This is a genomic window from Micromonospora arida (assembly GCF_003857035.1).
Classification (GTDB): Bacteria; Actinomycetota; Actinomycetes; order Mycobacteriales; family Micromonosporaceae; genus Micromonospora; species Micromonospora arida.
The window spans coordinates 38,543-54,240 of record NZ_QGSY01000234.1 but is presented as its reverse complement, the minus strand read 5'-3'; the positions used below and the strand labels follow the sequence as shown (position 1 = coordinate 54,240).

The 15,698-nt window shown below is 69.9% G+C and carries 14 protein-coding genes and 2 tRNA genes; 10 read left to right on the top strand and 6 right to left on the bottom strand.

The window, feature by feature from the left end; genetic code table 11:
- Together DLJ58_RS23935 and DLJ58_RS23930 are read left to right on the top strand one after the other, a co-directional pair.
- Positions 1-528: sensor histidine kinase (locus DLJ58_RS23935; RefSeq protein WP_244219101.1), on the top strand; the 528-nt coding region annotated here is incomplete at its 5' end.
- A 212-nt stretch (positions 529-740) separates the two neighbouring features.
- Positions 741-1,748, top strand: a complete 1,008-nt coding sequence (locus tag DLJ58_RS23930; RefSeq protein WP_030488695.1) for a sugar phosphate isomerase/epimerase family protein — start codon at positions 741-743, stop codon at positions 1,746-1,748.
- Between the two features lie 64 nt (positions 1,749-1,812).
- Here the strand turns inward: DLJ58_RS23930 and DLJ58_RS23925 are convergent, their stop codons facing one another.
- A complete protein-coding gene (locus DLJ58_RS23925; RefSeq protein ID WP_124859484.1) occupies positions 1,813-2,223 on the bottom strand; it encodes a hypothetical protein in 411 nt (136 codons plus the stop codon).
- A gap of 262 nt (positions 2,224-2,485) precedes the next feature.
- Between DLJ58_RS23925 and DLJ58_RS23920 the strand changes: the two genes are divergently transcribed.
- The 4 genes from DLJ58_RS23920 to DLJ58_RS23905 all read left to right on the top strand — a co-directional run bounded on the left by DLJ58_RS23920 (position 2,486) and on the right by DLJ58_RS23905 (position 6,259).
- Positions 2,486-2,558: transfer RNA gene (locus tag DLJ58_RS23920), tRNA-Asn, on the top strand.
- A gap of 157 nt (positions 2,559-2,715) precedes the next feature.
- The gene (locus DLJ58_RS23915; protein ID WP_124859482.1) at positions 2,716-4,833 is read left to right on the top strand and encodes an MMPL family transporter; all 2,118 of its coding nucleotides are present in this window, start codon (positions 2,716-2,718) and stop codon (positions 4,831-4,833) included.
- Positions 4,823-6,061, top strand: a complete 1,239-nt coding sequence (locus DLJ58_RS23910) for an FAD-dependent oxidoreductase (protein ID WP_124859480.1) — start codon at positions 4,823-4,825, stop codon at positions 6,059-6,061. Before DLJ58_RS23915 ends, DLJ58_RS23910 begins: the two co-directional genes overlap by 11 nt.
- Before the next feature lie 121 nt (positions 6,062-6,182).
- Positions 6,183-6,259: transfer RNA gene (locus DLJ58_RS23905), tRNA-Ile, on the top strand.
- 275 nt (positions 6,260-6,534) lie between these two features.
- Here DLJ58_RS23905 and DLJ58_RS23900 read toward each other — a convergent pair.
- The gene (locus tag DLJ58_RS23900; RefSeq protein WP_124859478.1) at positions 6,535-7,134 is read right to left on the bottom strand and encodes a TetR/AcrR family transcriptional regulator; all 600 of its coding nucleotides are present in this window, start codon (positions 7,132-7,134) and stop codon (positions 6,535-6,537) included.
- A gap of 94 nt (positions 7,135-7,228) precedes the next feature.
- Between DLJ58_RS23900 and DLJ58_RS23895 the strand changes: the two genes are divergently transcribed.
- Positions 7,229-7,975, top strand: a complete 747-nt coding sequence (locus DLJ58_RS23895) for an SDR family NAD(P)-dependent oxidoreductase (protein WP_124859476.1) — start codon at positions 7,229-7,231, stop codon at positions 7,973-7,975.
- A 343-nt stretch (positions 7,976-8,318) separates the two neighbouring features.
- Here DLJ58_RS23895 and DLJ58_RS23890 read toward each other — a convergent pair whose 3' ends face one another.
- Positions 8,319-8,663: a hypothetical protein gene (locus DLJ58_RS23890; RefSeq protein ID WP_124859474.1), complete on the bottom strand. Its 345-nt coding sequence runs from the start codon at positions 8,661-8,663 to the stop codon at positions 8,319-8,321.
- Positions 8,664-9,229: 566 nt separating this feature from the next.
- Here DLJ58_RS23890 and DLJ58_RS23885 point away from each other — a divergent pair.
- Positions 9,230-9,940: a hypothetical protein gene (locus DLJ58_RS23885; protein WP_124859472.1), complete on the top strand. Its 711-nt coding sequence runs from the start codon at positions 9,230-9,232 to the stop codon at positions 9,938-9,940.
- A gap of 68 nt (positions 9,941-10,008) precedes the next feature.
- Here DLJ58_RS23885 and DLJ58_RS23880 read toward each other — a convergent pair whose 3' ends face one another.
- The gene (locus DLJ58_RS23880) at positions 10,009-10,650 is read right to left on the bottom strand and encodes a hypothetical protein (RefSeq protein ID WP_124859470.1); all 642 of its coding nucleotides are present in this window, start codon (positions 10,648-10,650) and stop codon (positions 10,009-10,011) included.
- An 87-nt stretch (positions 10,651-10,737) separates the two neighbouring features.
- Here DLJ58_RS23880 and DLJ58_RS23875 point away from each other — a divergent pair, with 87 nt between their 5' ends.
- Entirely contained in the window at positions 10,738-11,442 is a 705-nt protein-coding gene (locus tag DLJ58_RS23875; protein WP_124859468.1) for a cytidylate kinase family protein, read from the top strand.
- Between the two features lie 6 nt (positions 11,443-11,448).
- Here the strand turns inward: DLJ58_RS23875 and DLJ58_RS23870 are convergent, their stop codons facing one another.
- Positions 11,449-11,874, bottom strand: a complete 426-nt coding sequence (locus DLJ58_RS23870; protein ID WP_124859466.1) for a hypothetical protein — start codon at positions 11,872-11,874, stop codon at positions 11,449-11,451.
- 185 nt (positions 11,875-12,059) lie between these two features.
- Positions 12,060-12,680: a dihydrofolate reductase family protein gene (locus DLJ58_RS23865; RefSeq protein ID WP_208741294.1), complete on the bottom strand. Its 621-nt coding sequence runs from the start codon at positions 12,678-12,680 to the stop codon at positions 12,060-12,062.
- Between the two features lie 243 nt (positions 12,681-12,923).
- Between DLJ58_RS23865 and DLJ58_RS23860 the strand changes: the two genes are divergently transcribed.
- Positions 12,924-15,689 (top strand): AfsR/SARP family transcriptional regulator, encoded by a 2,766-nt coding sequence (locus DLJ58_RS23860; RefSeq protein ID WP_124859462.1) that lies wholly within the window; start codon positions 12,924-12,926, stop codon positions 15,687-15,689.
- The last annotated feature ends 9 nt before the right edge of the window (positions 15,690-15,698 follow it).

The window sequence follows — 15,698 nt, the reverse complement described above, 5'->3', positions numbered from 1 at the left end:
GGTGGCTGCCGTAACTTGACCTGCATGGGGTTGTTCGCGCAGTGGCGTGGGACGGTGCTGGCGCGAGGCCATCAGCTGCTCGGTGCGCTGGGCCGGGCCGATGAGCCCGACGACCCGTCCGAGCCGGCGCCCAGCCTGAACCGTCTCGACGCGCTGGTGGAGGGCTTCACCGCCGGTCAACCGGTGCGCTGGACCATGGCCGGGCAACCCCGGCCGCTGCCCGGCCCGGTCGACGTGGTGGCGTACCGGATCATCGAGGAAGCGCTGACCAACGCGTGCCGGCACGCGCCGGGCGCGCCGGTCGGGGTCCGCCTGCGCTACGACGCCGCGGGCATCACCATCGAGGTCCGCGACGAGGGCGCCGGTCCCGCTGCGTCCGGCGGCGGCACCCAGGGCGCCGGTCGGGGTCTGCTCGGGGTACGCAGGCGCGCCGAGCGGCTCGGCGGCACGTTCTCGGCCGGCCCGCGCGCCGGTGGCGGCTTCACCGTACGGGCTGTCCTGCCCGCGCCCGAGGAAATGATCGGATGATCGGCCGACTGCGGGGCTTCCCCGATGGGGCACTGCGGAAATAGGGTGGGGGTCGGCGACCGTGCTGGTGGCCGGTGACCCGGTGGGAGGCGCAACCCGCCGGGCTCAGGTGTGTTCCGCACCCACCGGTGACCGCTCGGGTGCCGCGCACGTCCGGTCACCCTCGCCCCGGTCCGCACAAGGAATCCCCATCACATCAGGGGAGAAGGACAATGGCGCGACCCATCACGCTCTTCACCGGCCAGTGGGCTGATCTTCCGTTCGAGGAGGTCTGCCGGCTCGCCTCCGAGTGGGGCTACGACGGTCTGGAGATCGCCTGCTGGGGCGACCACTTCGAGGTCGACAAGGCGCTCGCCGACGACTCGTACGTCGAGCGCAAGCGGGAAACCCTCGCGAAGCACAACCTTGAGGTCTTCACGATCTCCAACCACCTGGTTGGTCAGGCGGTCTGCGACCACCCGATCGACGAGCGGCACCAGGACATTCTGCCCGGCCGCATCTGGGGCGACGGGGAGCCCGAGGGGGTTCGTCAGCGGGCCGCCGAGGAGATCAAGGACACCGCGCGGGCGGCGGCGAAGCTCGGGGTCAAGACGGTCGTCGGCTTCACCGGTTCGTCGATCTGGCACACCCTCGCGATGTTCCCGCCGGTGCCGCCGTCGATGATCGAGCGCGGCTACCAGGACTTCGCCGACCGGTGGAACCCCATCCTCGACGTGTTCGACGAGGTGGGCGTGCGGTTCGCGCACGAGGTGCACCCCAGTGAGATCGCGTACGACTACTGGACGACGAAGCGGACGCTGGAGGCGATCGGCAACCGGCCCGCGTTCGGTCTGAACTGGGACCCGTCGCACTTCGTGTGGCAGGAGCTGGACCCGGTGAACTTCATCTTCGACTTCGCCGACCGGATCTACCACGTGGACTGCAAGGACGCGAAGGTGCGTACCGGGGATGGCCGCCGTGGCCGGCTCGCCTCGCACCTGCCCTGGGCCGACCTGCGGCGCGGGTGGGACTTCGTCTCCACCGGTCACGGCGACGTGCCCTGGGAGGACTGCTTCCGCGCGTTGAACGCGATCGGCTATACCGGCCCGATCTCAGTCGAGTGGGAGGACGCCGGCATGGACCGGCTGGTCGGTGCCCCGGAGGCGTTGCAGTTCGTCCGCCGGCTCGCCTTCGACGCACCGAGCGCCGCCTTCGACGCGGCGTTCAGCAGCAAGGACTGACCGCACGTCGGACAGACCACGGGCCGGTCGCCCTGCGGCGACCGGCCCGTCGACGTGCGGTTGGTCAGAGCGTGCTGGCGTTCGTGCCCGAGCCGGACGGCTTGGTGCGGGGGTTCGTGGACGACGGCGACCCGGAGGTCGTGCCGACCGTGCTGGTGCCCGCCTTGGCGCCCATGGTGGCGGGCGTGCCGGCGAACGCGTCGTCGGCTGCGGTCAGCTCCTGCTTGCCGGTGCTGCCGTTGCCGTTGCCGTTGCCCAGCTTCTCGCCCAGTTTGGTCTGGCCGAGCTTGTCCTTGCCCTCGCTGTAGAGCTTGTTGGCCTGGGCCTGCGCGACCCCGGCCGCCTCCTGGACGGTCGGGTGGTCGAGCACCTTGCGGCCCCGAACAACGAGCTCCTCGTACTTTTCCCGGCCGGCACGGGCGCCCAGGACGAATCCCGCAGCCAGCCCGCCAAGAAACATGATCTTTCCGCGCATGGCGGCTCCTTCCGTACCTGACGCGCCGTCGCCCCGTCGAGTTGCCCCGTCGGAAGGCGACCTGTTCGCGCCTGCGTCCTCTGTCCGCAGCTAACTACCCATCCTGCTCTCCGCTCAAGCATGCTTGTGTCGGGATGGCGATTTACCCCTATTGTCAATGCGACGGCGGGGAGGCAACCCACTGGACCACCACCGGGGGATGTCCTGTACTCTTGTCCCGTCGCACGGCGTCGGGGGAGATCCGAAGTCGAGCGGAGCACGATCCCCTGTAGCTCAATTGGCAGAGCAGCCGGCTGTTAACCGGCAGGTTATTGGTTCGAGTCCAATCGGGGGAGCTTTTCCACGTACGCCCGTCAGCCACCGGCCGACGGGCGTTTTCGTGTGTGTGACCCCGTTTCACCCACCCTGGACCTGCTTGCCCGGCAGGATGGTCGATGTCGACTGAGGCTACCGCTGCGTCGATTGATGCGTCGATCCTTGGGGTGAGTGCGGATGTCCGGACGAGGCGGCAGGGCCACGCTGGTCGCCGTGGCGGTCGTGCTGGCCTGGTTGGTGATCGGCGGCGTGTCCGGCCCGTACGCGGGGCGCCTCAGCGAGGTCGCCACCAACGACAACGCCGCCTTCCTGCCCACCGACGCCGAGGCGACCCGCGCCCAGGACCTCGCCGGCGAGTTCGTCGACCGGCAGACCATCCCGGCTCTGGTCGTCTACGAGCGGCCCTCCGGGATCACCGACGCGGACCGGCAACGGGTGAGCGCCGACGCCGCCCGGTTCGCCCAGATCCCCGGCGTGGTCACCCCACTGCCCCCGCCCATCCCGAGCGACGACGGCCAGGCACTCCAGGTCGTCGTACCGGCGGACGACGCCGAGGGCGAGGAGATCGGCGCTGTCGTCGAGCAACTGCGCGACATCACCGGCGGTGACCGGGACGGCCTCACAGTGGACGTCTCCGGCCCGGCCGGTCTGCTCGCCGACCTGATCGAGGTCTTCTCCGCCATCGACGGACCACTGCTGCTGGTCACCCTGGTCGTGGTGCTGGTCATCCTGCTGATCGTCTACCGCAGCCCGGTCCTCTGGATCTTCCCGCTGCTCGCCGCCGGGATGTCGTACGCCCTCGCCTCGGTCTTCGTCTACCTGCTGGCCGACGCGGACGTGGTCAAGCTCAACGGGCAGGCCCAGGGCATCCTCACCGTGCTGGTCTTCGGCGCCGGCACTGACTACGCGTTGCTGCTGATCGCCCGCTACCGGGAGGAGCTGCACCGGCACGACCGCCCGTGGGACGCCATGAAGACCGCCTGGAAGGGCGCCGCGCCGGCCATCATCGCGTCCGGCGGCACTGTCATCGTCAGCCTGCTCTGCCTGCTGCTGTCCAGCCTCAACTCCAACCGGGCACTCGGCCCGGTCGCCGCCATCGGCATCGCCGCCACCCTGCTGGTGATGCTCACCTTCCTACCCGCGCTGCTGGTGCTCGGCGGACGGTGGGCGTTCTGGCCGCGACGGCCCCGAGCCGACCAGGCCGACCCGCGGGCCGAACACGGCATCTGGAGCCGCGTCGCCGGCTTCGTGGCCCGGCACGCCCGCCCGATCTGGCTGAGCACCGCCGTCGTGCTGGCCCTCCTGACGCTCGGCCTCACCCAGCTCGGCGCCACCACCCTCGGCCAGTCCGACCTGTTCACCCAGCGCACCGACTCGGTCGACGGCGAGGAGGTGATCGCCCGGCACTACCCGGGCGGCACCGGCAGCCCGGCCACCATCTTCACCACCGAGCAGACCGCCCGGCAGGTCGCCCAGGTGGCGAAGGACGTGCCCGGCGTGGCCGACGTCCGTCCGCTCACGGCCGGCCCGCAGACCGGCCCACCCGAGGAGAACGCCACCCCGAAGGTGGTCGACGGGCGGGTGCAACTGGACGCGACCCTGGCCGACCCACCCGACAGCGACGGCGCCGAGCGGACCATCCGCGAGCTGCGGGTGGCCGTACACCAGGTGCCCGGCGCGGACGCGGTGGTAGGCGGCTTCACCGCGATCAACGTGGACACCTCGGACGCCGCCAAGCGCGACCAGAACGTCATCATTCCGGTCGTGCTGGTGGTCATCGCGGTCATCCTGGCCCTGCTGCTGCGTGCGCTGCTCGCCCCGCTGCTGCTGATCGCCACCGTGCTGCTCAGCTTCGGGGCGACCCTCGGCCTCTGCGCGCTGCTGTTCCGCCACGTCTTCGACTTCCCCGGCGTGGACTCGTCGTTCCCGCTGTTCGCGTTCGTCTTCCTGGTCGCGCTCGGCATCGACTACAACATCTTCCTGATGAGTCGGGTCCGCGAAGAGTCGGTCAAGCGCGGCACCCGCGCCGGGGTGCTCGCCGGCCTCGCCGTCACCGGCGGGGTGATCACCTCAGCCGGCATCGTGCTCGCCGCGACGTTCTCCGCCCTCGCCGTCCTGCCCCTGGTGGTGCTCGTCGAGCTGGGTACGGCGGTCGCGATCGGGGTACTGATCGACACCATCATCGTCCGGTCGCTGCTGGTGCCCGCACTCGCGTACGACATCGGGCCGAAGATCTGGTGGCCGGGCCGGTTGTCCCGGGCGAACGGTGAGCGGGAGGCGCGCGGTGCTGGCTGAAACCGATGTGGTCATCGTCGGCGGCGGTCTGGCCGGTCTCGCCGCCGCCCGCCGGCTGCACCGCGCCGGCGTGCCGTGGCGGTTGGTGGAGGCCGAGGGTCGGCTCGGCGGCCGGGTCGCCACCGACGTGGTCGACGGTCACCTCATCGACCGGGGCTTCCAGGTGCTCAACACCGCCTACCCCCGGCTCGGCACGCTGCTCGACATCGACCAGCTCAACCTCGGCTACTTCACCTCCGGTGTGCTGGTCCGCAAGGGCGACAAGCTGCTGCGGCTGGTCAACCCGCTGCGCGAACCGACCGGCGGGCCCGGCACCGCGCTCGCCGGCGTCGGTTCCCTGCTCGACCGGCTGCGCTTCGCCGCCCTCGCCACCGGTTGCGCCACCCTCCCCGCGTCCCGGCTGCTCGCCGCGCCGGAGACCAGCGCCGAGACGGCGCTGCGCCGCGCCGGCCTCTCCGACGCGATCATCGAGGAGCTGCTGCGACCGTTCCTGTCCGGTGTGTTCATCGACCGGGAACTCTCCACCTCCAGTCACGTGCTGGCGATGGTGCTGCGCTCCTTCGCCCGCGGCAGGATCGGCCTGCCCGCCGAAGGGATGGCCGCACTGCCCCGGGCCGTCGCCGCGCCGCTGCCCGCCGACCTGCTCGACCTGGACACCCCGGTCGCGGAGGTCACCCCGGGCCGGGTCCGCACCCAGGCCGGCGACATCCGCTGCCGGGCCGTCTTGGTCGCCGTCGACCCGCCCGCCGCGGCCGCGCTGCTGCCAGCCCTGGCGACGGTACGCATGCACAGCTACACCACCTACTACCACAGCGCGCCGGAGCCGCCGCTTACCGAGCCGATCCTGCTCGTCGACGGCGACCGACGCGAACTCGTCGCCAACACTGTGGTGCTCAGCAACGCCGCCGCGACGTACGCGCCCGCCGGACGGCACCTCATCGCCACCTCGGTGGTCGGCCCGACGGCCCCACCCGAGCCGACCATCCGGGCCGAGTTGACCCGGCTGTACGGCCGCTCCACCGCCGACTGGACGCACCTCACCACCGTGGCGATCCCCGAGGCGCTGCCCGCCGCACCGCCGCCGCAGGGACGGCTGCGCAAGCCGGTGGCGCTGGGGGAGGGCCTGTTCGTGGCCGGTGACCACCGGGACAGCCCATCGATCCAGGGCGCTCTCACCAGCGGCTGGCGCGCCGCCGGCGCCGTGCTGGACGAGCTGCGCGCCGGCTGACAGGCGTACCCGAGCACGCTGTTATATTCCTGTAGCCCATCGTGCTGGTGCAGGCGTGGGCGCCGGCCGGCTCGGTGCTGGCTGCTGACCGCCGAGCGGGATAAGATCCGGCGCGGCGTTCGGGGCGGTAGCTCAGCCGGTTAGAGCAGGGGACTCATAATCCCTCGGTCGCGGGTTCGAGTCCCGCCCGCCCCACCAGCCGTTTTCCTTGTCTACGATGCTGCCGACGACCCGGACGAACCGCATCGAGGTCCGGACCGAGGCCCTCAGTCCGCACTGAGTCCGCAGCAGCAGGACCCGCCGCCCGGTCGAGGCGGTCCGCGCTACCAGGCTGGACGGTCTACGACTGCCCGACGAGGAGATCCGCTCAGCCCCCGATGCCAGCCCTGGTTGCAACGAACCGCAGCTTCTCGCCCGGAAAATCTTGATCGACCCGCAGCCCGAGGACTCCTCGCCCTCGCCCCCCGGCCGGTTCAGCCGTCGTGGGGGTCCGGCAGGAGTTGATTGGCGAGTGATCGTGCTGTGGCGGTGAGTGTCGCCGTGTCCATGCCGGTCCGGCTCATGAACAGCAGGCCTTGTTGCGCGGCCAGGAGTGCGCGCGCCAGTGCGATCGGATCCGCCTCGGCGGGTAGGTCGCCCTCGCGTTGGGCGCGGGCGACGCAGTCGCCGATCAGCGCGGTGGACGTCTCGTACGTGCGGTGGGCGTGATCGAGGACTTCGGGGTCGGCGTTGCCGAGTTCCAAGGTGCTGTTGGCCATCAGGCAGCCACGCCGTTTGCCGGCGCCGGTCGCGTCGCCGATCGGTGGCTCAAGGATCGTGCGTAGTGCGACCACGGCCCGCGGAGCTTCGGTGAGGGCTTTGCGCAGGTGGTCGTGGTTGTCGTCGGTGTAGCTGCGCAGCGCCCGGAGGAAAAGCCGGCGCTTGTCGCCGAACGCTGCGTACAGGCTGCCTTTGCCCAGCCCGCTGACCCGCATCAGGTCCTCCAGCGAGGTCGCGGCGTAACCGGCGTTCCAGAACTGATCACGGACGGCGTTGAGTACCTGCTTCTCGTCGAACCCTCGCGGACGTGCCATGCGATCCAGGATACGGATCCTTGACCGTCCGGTCCACAATCATTATGGTGGACCGGTCAGTCAATAACTCGTCGTACGCGGGAAGTGGGCAGCAGTGGGAAAGCTGGACAACAAGGTGGCGATCGTGACCGGCGGATCGCGGGGGATCGGCACCGCGATCGCGCTGGCGCTGGCCGACGAGGGAGCCGACGTCGCAATCAGCTACGTGGCCGCGGAGGATCGGGCCAAGGCCGTGGTCTCCGACCTGGAGGCGAAGGGAGTGCGCGCGGCAGCGTTCCGGGCCGACCAGACGGACGTGACGCAGGCGACCGGCCTGATCCACCAGGTGGTCGAGCAGTTCGGAAAGCTCGACATCCTGGTCAACAACGTGGGAATCGGTGGTGGTGGCCGCATCGACGAGGTCGATCCCGATGAGGCCGCCATCGAGCGCCAGCTCACCGCCAACTACAGGAGCCCGGCGGCCGCGATCCGGGAGGCGTTGCCGCTGCTGCCGGATGACGGGCGGATCATCAGCATCAGCTCGGGTGTGGGAATGCGGGCCGGTTTCCCCGGGATGGCGTACTACACGGCGACGAAGTCGGCCCTCGAGGGCTTCAGCCGGGGCGTGGCCCGCGATCTGGCGGGCCGGGGTGTCACGGTCAACGTCATCCAGTCCGGATTCATCGACACCGACGCCAACCCGGCTGACGGCCCGGCCGCAGCCGTGTTCCTTCCGACGACGTCGATGGGGCGCTACGGCAGGGGGGAGGAGATCGCCGCGGGCGTCGTCTTCCTGGCCAGCCCGGAGGCCTCCTACGTCACCGGCGCAGTACTCCGGATCGACGGCGGATACGGCGCCTAGTTCGAAACTCCAACCTGTGGCCGGGCGATAGCTTTGCTGCACCCGTCCGATGCTGGCGGGCGACGAGACCACCGGCACCTGCGCAGGCGCCGGTGGTCTCGGACCGGCACCGAACAGAGGTTGCCGGTGAAGCCGACACCTGGGAAGCCGGCATCAACGTCCCTCCGGCCCTCAGCGCACCAGCCAGCCGCCTTCCACAGATGGCTCCCGGACGTTGACGCCGCCGTTGCCTAGCAGGAAGTCGACTGCATCCGCCCGTACGCACTCCATTCACGGCGCGCGTCCAGGACGAGCAACACCAGGGCAGCCAGATGTCCGCAGACGACAAGCGGCGGGCGGTGTGTCAGGACCAGTTGAACATCCGCACCGGCAGGAGTACGAGAACGACGGTCGCAGCGACGGCTAGCAGAACGCGCACCGTGCGAAGACCTCGCCACCATGGAATGACCCAGAGCAGCAACCACATGACGCCTGAGATGACCACATGTACGCCGGCCACCCCGAGGCTGGTCTCCTCGCACATGTTTTCTGCTATGGCCTCCTTGCACAGCGCCGGTGGGCCGTTGTGGTCCCCGAGGCTTCCCAACACCCCGACGAGGCAGGCCAACACTGGAGCGGCTATCAGGGTGAACAGCGGCGTCACCAACCACCCGGCGAGATCACGCTGCCGGTCCACTAGCCGTCCCACTGGCAGAACACTACAGCCGGACATCGAGAGATCTCAGGCCGGCGCTTCGGGCCCTCGCGCCAACGGCACGATCCGCCAGGCCACCATGAGCCCAGCTCTGGCAGCGCCGTAGGAAGTGTGGCTACGTCGTGTCCGAAGATCTACCACGGCCGATGTCACGTGGCCGATGCCTGACGAGGCCGAGCGCGAGGAACACGAGCGCCAAGCTCGCAAGCGTCCACGTCGTTGCGGGTCCGAACGCGCCGATGAGCCGGCCGAGGTACCCCACTGCGAGTAACAAGAAGGCGAGCCCAGCGCAGAGGAACCACATCCCTGCATCGACCGGGTGCCTCCACCTTCTCAGGACAAAAGGCGACGTGCGGCCAGTCAACAGAAGGCGAACACCGTAGCCGGTGAGGAGCAAACCGCCGACGCCCAACAGCATCTGGAAAAAGGTTCGGGGGTCCATAGATGTGCCTCTACCCGGGCGACCTGGTCGGCAACCAGAGGCGCGGTACAGCAGCCAAGACCCGAGCTCCGGAACCCTGATCTTGACGATCGCCGTCGCGGTGTCGGAGGGTGACCAGATGACGTCGAAGGTTTGGCTCCACCGTGACGAGGACTTCCGCCCGGGTGTCGAACTCTTCCGTAGCGAGCGGCTGTTCGCGCTGTGGTCGTACTCGGCGACGTACGGCCAGCTCCTGCTGCGCGCGGACCAGATGCCCGAGGGCCACGGCCGGCTTCCGACGACGACCGAGGTGCTGTTCAACCCGGTCGACGCCGTGCAGATCCAGGCGGCGTACCGCGGGCTGGTGATTCGGTGCGCGACCAGGGACGAGGCCACGCGGATCTGCGGTGACATCAGTGACGACGGTTACCGCTCGGAGGATGCCAGGGTGCTCGTACTGGAGAGCGAAGGGGTGACCGGCTACGTCATCACCGCCAATGTCGGGTGGTGCGAGGGCGAACTGTCGGACGTGCAGCCCTCGTTCTTCAACACGTTCAGTCCGTACGACCCGGTGTGGCCAGTCAAGCCGCTCGGCGGAGTCGGCGGTGAGCTGGACATCGCCTCGCCACAGAAGGTGGCGGAGGCGTTCCTCACCGGCCTACCAGAGGGCGTACGCCGGGAACGACACCGCTACCTGCACCTGCTGACTGCGTTGACCGAGCAGGACGGCCGTCGGAGGTGGCACAACCTCGGCGTCTTCCTCACCGAGAAGGATGCCGAGGAGGCCAAGCGACTGGTTGAGCCCCACGTGACGATGTGCGGCATCGAACTGATCCCGGTGGCGCTGTAGCGCCCCGCCCCCGCCACGCACACCACGAGCCCGGAGTGTCGAGGTCCGGCGCACCTGTGCGCTGAGTGTCAGCGTGTCCGGCTGACGGACGAGACCCTCGGGTCTACGGAGTAACGGCGGACGACGTCGTCGGCGTCGCCAGCGGTGGCACCGGGATCGAACAGCACCTCCAGGCACGGCGCTTGCGGCCCTTCTGACCCGAAGCCCGCAACCACGTGGTTCGGGTCGAAGCGGTGGTTCTCGCCCACCAGCTCCTCAGCGGACTGCCCGTCCCGCACGCAAACCACCGCCTCGGGCTGACCACCACCCCAGGCCAGTGCTGGAGCCGACACGCCGATTGTGAGCACCAGTGCCGTCCCCACGCCGACAACTGTCGTCCGGCCAAGCCCTGGCCGGCTGATCGGCGAGATCACCGCCGCCAGGGCGGACAGCACGTAAACCCAGAGAGCCCGCTTGTCGGCCGAGTCATGGAGAGCCAACACGATGACGCCGGCTCCGACGGTCTGTGCGATAAGGCTGATCAGCCGGAACCCTGGCCAGTCGACCAACGCCGCTGGTATCGCGGTAAGCGCACCAAGCAACAGGAGAAGTACGACAAGCCCGTACGCACTCCATTCACGGCGCGCGTCCAAAACGAGCAACACCAGGGCAAGCAGGTGTCCGCAGACGACAAGCAATGGGCGGAGGTACGCCAGAAACCGTGCGACCATCGGCAGACCCTACGTGATGTGACCGACTTCGACGAGGGCTCCAGTCCGGCCCGACCGGCGAGCGGTGACGTGAGGAGGGGGCAGGGCATGGTTGAAGGCACCCGCGACGAGCTGCTCGAACGCTTGGCTGAGGCAGTTGGCGCCGTCACGGTCGCCCACCCGACGCGGGTTGCCATCGACGGGCCGCCGGCCGCAGGCAAGACCACCCTCGCCGACGAGTTGGCCGTCGTCCTGCGTGAACAGGGCCGCGACGTCATCCGCGCCACGATCGACGATTTCCTCTTCCCCCGCGCTCAGCGCTATCCGCGCGGCGAGTACTCGGCTGAGGGCTGCTACCACGACGCCCACGACTACGACGCGCTGAAGCGGGTCCTACTCGACCCGCTGGGGCCGGGCGGAGATCGACGCTTCCGACCCGCGGTCTACGACCGCACCACGGATGCCGTGCTGTCCCCGCCGGTCACGACCGCCCCGGCCGACGCCGTGCTCGTCCTCGACGGCGTCTTCCTCCTGCGCCCGGAACTGATTGACCGGTGGGACCTGCGCATCTTCGTATCGACGGCACTGGAGAGGACTGTGGATCGTGCCGTGATCCGAGAGCGCCGGGTGTCAGCTCGGGCCGACATCGAACGACGCTGGCGGGAGCGTTACATCCCCTCGCAGCAGCTCTACTTCGCCACGGCCCGCCCGACCCGGCACGCCGACATCGTCGTGCACAACGACGAGCCCCAGCGGCCGGCCTGGGCGACTGCGCGGCGAGGAGACTCCGAAGTCCTGGCGGCCGGTGAGTGACCGCGCTTACGGGTGGTCCACATACTCGCCAAACGGTTCGATGGACCCATCCCAACCGTTCCAACCCTGTTGGGTGATCTGCCCGTTCCCGTAGGTGTACGACCAGCGGGAGCCGTCCTCGCCCTCGATCTCGACGGTTCCCGAGCGAACGAACGGCGCAATCGCGACGTAGAAGGCCGTCGTGTGGTTCGACCACTTGGGGTCGCCCTCGTCGTCGTACCCGAACTCGATCCAGTCTCCGTCGCGGACGATTGTCGCCCTGGCCGGATCCGCCAGGTCGACGAGGGTGCCATCCGACGGAAACTCATCCGACCTGTACCAACCACCGCGTTCAGCCAGGGCGGCGTGGACAGCGGCGACCGCAGCTGCGTCCTCCGACTTCGGGAGGTGCAGACGGCCTGAGGGCATCACCGAATATCCCACGGCGCGCACCCTACAACGATCGATGCCACCACGCGGGGCAGGAGTGCGCTCTACACCTGTGGGTCACCCTGAGTTCGGCCAGGTACGCGCGGAACGACGACGGCGATGTGCGGGCCAGGCGAGCCAGCTCGGTGATGCTGTCCCTGGGGACCACTGTCAGTGAGGCGATAGCGGACAACGCATCCTCCGTCGGTTCAGGAGAGCACGCGGTAGGTGACGTGCAGGACCGTGCTCGCCGCCCGCGCCGTCACCTGTTCGAGGTTCAGCGGCGGGACGCCCTCGAACAGCCGCACACCGGCGCCGAGGGTGAGCGGCACGATGTGCAGCCGCAGCTCGTCGACCAGGCCGGCGGCGAGGTACTGGTTGATGGTGGTCGAACCGCCGTGGATCAAGATGTCGCCGCCACTGGCCGCCGCGCGCGCCTGCGCGAGCGCCGCCTCGATCCCGTCGGTGACGAAGTGGAAGGTGGTGTCGCCAGCCATCGGCTGCGGCTCCCGTGTGTGATGGGTGAGCACGAACACCGGCTTGTGGAACGGTGGGTCGTCACCCCACCAGCCGTTCCACTGCCGATCCCATGCGCCGCGCACGGGGCCGAACATGTTGCGCCCCATGATGACGGCTGAGGCGGATGTGATCTGGTCGACCTCGGGCCGGTTCTCCTCGCCGAAGTCGAACATCCAAGCGTGCAGCCCACGACCCCAGCCGTCACCGCCGTCGTCGCCGAACGGGCGTTCCTCGGTCTGGTTGAGCCCGGCCGAGTACCCGTCGGCGGAGATGGTCTGGTCGGCGATCACCTTGCCGTTACGTGTGGTCACGGCGCTCTCCATTGGCGACTCGTGGGCGAGAGGCCAGCCTACGGCCACCCCTTGTCCAGATCGTGGATCGAGGCACCATCGCGACGCGCCGCAGCCGACGGCTCATCGGCGCACCTCCCTGCCGTAGTGCGCTAGACGGTAGCTCCCGGAATCCGTTCCTGGTGCCCCGTGGATCGTGTCCATTACGCGACGAATAGATCGAGTTTGCTGGGCTGGGGACGTTAGTTTGATTCGGTGATTTCGATGGTTGGTACGGGCGTGCGGGTCAGGCTGCTCGGGCCGGTGGAGGTGGTCGTCGCCGGCAGTCCACAGGCGGTGAACGGCGTGCGGCGCAAGGCGGTACTGGCCACGTTGGCGCTGCACGCCGGCCGTGTCGTCAGCATCGACCGGCTCATCGACGTGGTCTGGGGCGACCAGCTGCCGGCCACCGCGGCGAACACGTTGCAACGCCACGTCTCCTACCTACGCGGGGTGCTCGGCGAGCCCGGGTCGATCGTCGCGCGCCAGCCCGGATATCTGCTCGACACCGGACCGGATTCAACGGATGTCCAGGCCGCCGAACGCCTCATCGAGCTGGCCCGGCGCTCGACGGACAGCAACGAGCAGGTGAGGCACCTGACGGCCGCGGTGGCACTGTGGCGGGGCCCACCGCTGGCCGACGTGGCCGGGTCGGCCTGGCTTGAGGAGCAGGCGGAACACCTGGCGCGCCTACGGTTGGAGGCGGAACGATCGCTCGCCGAGGCCAGGCTGTCCGTCGGTGAGCACGCCGGTCTCGTCCCCGGGTTGGAACGGCTCGTCCGACAGCACCCCTTCGACGAGCACCTGCACGCGCAGCTGATGCTCGCCCTGTACCGCGACGGCCGGCAGGGTGAGGCGGTCGCCACGTACCGGCGGCTGCGCGACAACCTGCGGGAGAACCTCGGCCTCGACCCGGGTCCGCGGCTACGCGACCTGGAGTGCGCCATCCTGCGCCAGGACACGGCGATCGCCGCACCGGCCGCGGCGGCGCCAACGCGGGTCGCGGCGCAACTGCCTCCCCCCGTACCCACGTTCACCGGACGCGCCGCGGAGCTTGCCGCCCTCGACGCGCTGGTCGACCGCGGCGGCGCCGTCGTGGTGTCCGGGACCGCCGGCGTCGGCAAGACCGCGCTCGCCGTGCACTGGGCGCACCGCGCGGCCGAGCGCTTCCCCGACGGGCAGCTCTACGTCAACCTGCGCGGCTTCGACCCGGCGGCCACACCGACCGAGCCGGCACGAGCGCTGCACGGCTTCCTGGAGGCGCTCGGCGTTCCGGTGGCCCGGATGCCCCGCGACCCGGACGCGATGGCGAGCTTGTACCGCACGACGGTGGCGGGCAAGCGACTGCTGGTGGTGCTGGACAACGCGCGCGACGCGGAACAGGTCCGGCCGCTGCTGCCCGGCTCACCGGACTGCCTCGCGATCGTCACCAGCCGCGACCAGCTCATTCCGCTGGTCGTCACGGAAAGCGCCCAACCGGTGCCTCTTGACCTGCTGAGCCCCGGCGAAGCCCGCGACATGCTTGTCCGCCGGCTCGGGGAGCGCCAGGTCGCCGCCGAACCCGCCGCAGCCGACACCATCGCCGACCGGTGCGCGCGGCTGCCCATCGCCCTGGCCATCGTGGCCGCCAGAGCCGCCACCAACCGGCACTTCTCGTTGGCCGCCGTCGCCGGCGAGTTGGGCGACCTGGACGCCTTCCGCGCAGGCGACGAGGCTACCGACGTACGGGCGGTCTTCTCCTGGTCGTGTCGGACGCTCAGCCCACCTGCGGCGCGGCTGTTCCGGCTGCTGAGCCTGCATCCCGGCCCGGACGTCTCCGCGCCGGTCGTGGCCAGCCTGGCCGGTGTCGACGGTCAGGCGACCGGCCCTCTGCTCACCGAGCTGACCCGGGCGAATCTCTTCACCGAGCACACGTACGGGCGCTACGCGTTCCACGACCTGTTGCGCGCGTACGCCGCCAGCCTCGCCGACGAGACTGAGCCGCCGGCCGAGCATCGGGCCGCCGTGCACCGGCTGCTCGACCACTGCCTGCACACCGCCCACGCGGCCGACCTGGCACTGCACCCGCACTTCAGCACGATCAGCCTCCCGCCGCCCCGGGCGGGTGTGACGCCGGAGCGCCCCAGGAGCCGGTCGGCCGCCGCGGCGTGGTTCACCACCGAGGTCCCCGTCCTGCTCGCCGCGGTACCGCTCGCGGCGCGGTCCGGGTTCGAGGGACACGCCTGGCGGCTCGCCTGGGCCATGGCCGGCTTCCTGCACCGGCAGGGGCACTGGCAGGACTGGCTCGGCACACAACAGATCGCTCTGGCCGCCGCGTCCCGCATCGGGGATCAGGCGGGGCAGGGCCACGCACACCGCAGCCTCGGTCTCGCCTGCTCCCGGCTCCGACGGTACGACGAGGCCGACGACCACCTGCGGCGCGCACTCGACCTGTTCACCGACGTCGGCGACGACGCCGGACGGGCGCACACCTGCCTGAATCTTGGTCAACTGGCCGAGCGGCAGGGGCAGCACCAGCAGGCGCTGCGCCACTCCCGGCGGGCGTTGGCCCTGTTCCGGGGGACCGGAAACCGGGCCGGGCAGGGGTACACCCTCAACGCTGTCGGTTGGCAGGAAGCGCTGCTCGGCAACTACCACCACGCCCTCGAATCGTGCGGCGAGGCGCTGCGGATGTTGCAGGAGGTGGACGACGTCCAGGGGCAGGCCGACACCTGGGACAGCCTCGGCCACGCCCACCACCAGCTCGGGGACTACCGGCGCGCTGTCGCCTGCTACGAGCACGCCCTCGAACTCTTCACGCAGGTCAACGACCGGTACGCCGAAGCCGGCACGTACGTCAATCTCGGCGGCAGCCACCGGGCCCTCGGCGACCTCGGCGCCACCCGTGCCGCTTGGCGCCGAGCCCTGACGATCCTCGACGAGCTCGGTGATGCCGACGCCGACTCGATCCGCGCCGACCTCGAACAGCTCGACGCCACGCGCCTGCACTGACGTACGCCG

Coding starts and splice junctions, on each gene's coding strand:
- DLJ58_RS23860 (WP_124859462.1), top strand. CDS start 12,924: ATGGTTGGTACGGGCGTGCGGGTCAGGCTGCTCGGGCCGGTGGAGGTG.
- DLJ58_RS23925 (WP_124859484.1), bottom strand. CDS start 2,223: ATGCGCGGAAAGATCATGTTTCTTGGCGGGCTGGCTGCGGGATTCGTC.
- DLJ58_RS23880 (WP_124859470.1), bottom strand. CDS start 10,650: ATGGTCGCACGGTTTCTGGCGTACCTCCGCCCATTGCTTGTCGTCTGC.
- DLJ58_RS23875 (WP_124859468.1), top strand. CDS start 10,738: ATGGTTGAAGGCACCCGCGACGAGCTGCTCGAACGCTTGGCTGAGGCA.
- DLJ58_RS23900 (WP_124859478.1), bottom strand. CDS start 7,134: ATGGCACGTCCGCGAGGGTTCGACGAGAAGCAGGTACTCAACGCCGTC.
- DLJ58_RS23930 (WP_030488695.1), top strand. CDS start 741: ATGGCGCGACCCATCACGCTCTTCACCGGCCAGTGGGCTGATCTTCCG.
- DLJ58_RS23915 (WP_124859482.1), top strand. CDS start 2,716: ATGTCCGGACGAGGCGGCAGGGCCACGCTGGTCGCCGTGGCGGTCGTG.
- DLJ58_RS23885 (WP_124859472.1), top strand. CDS start 9,230: ATGACGTCGAAGGTTTGGCTCCACCGTGACGAGGACTTCCGCCCGGGT.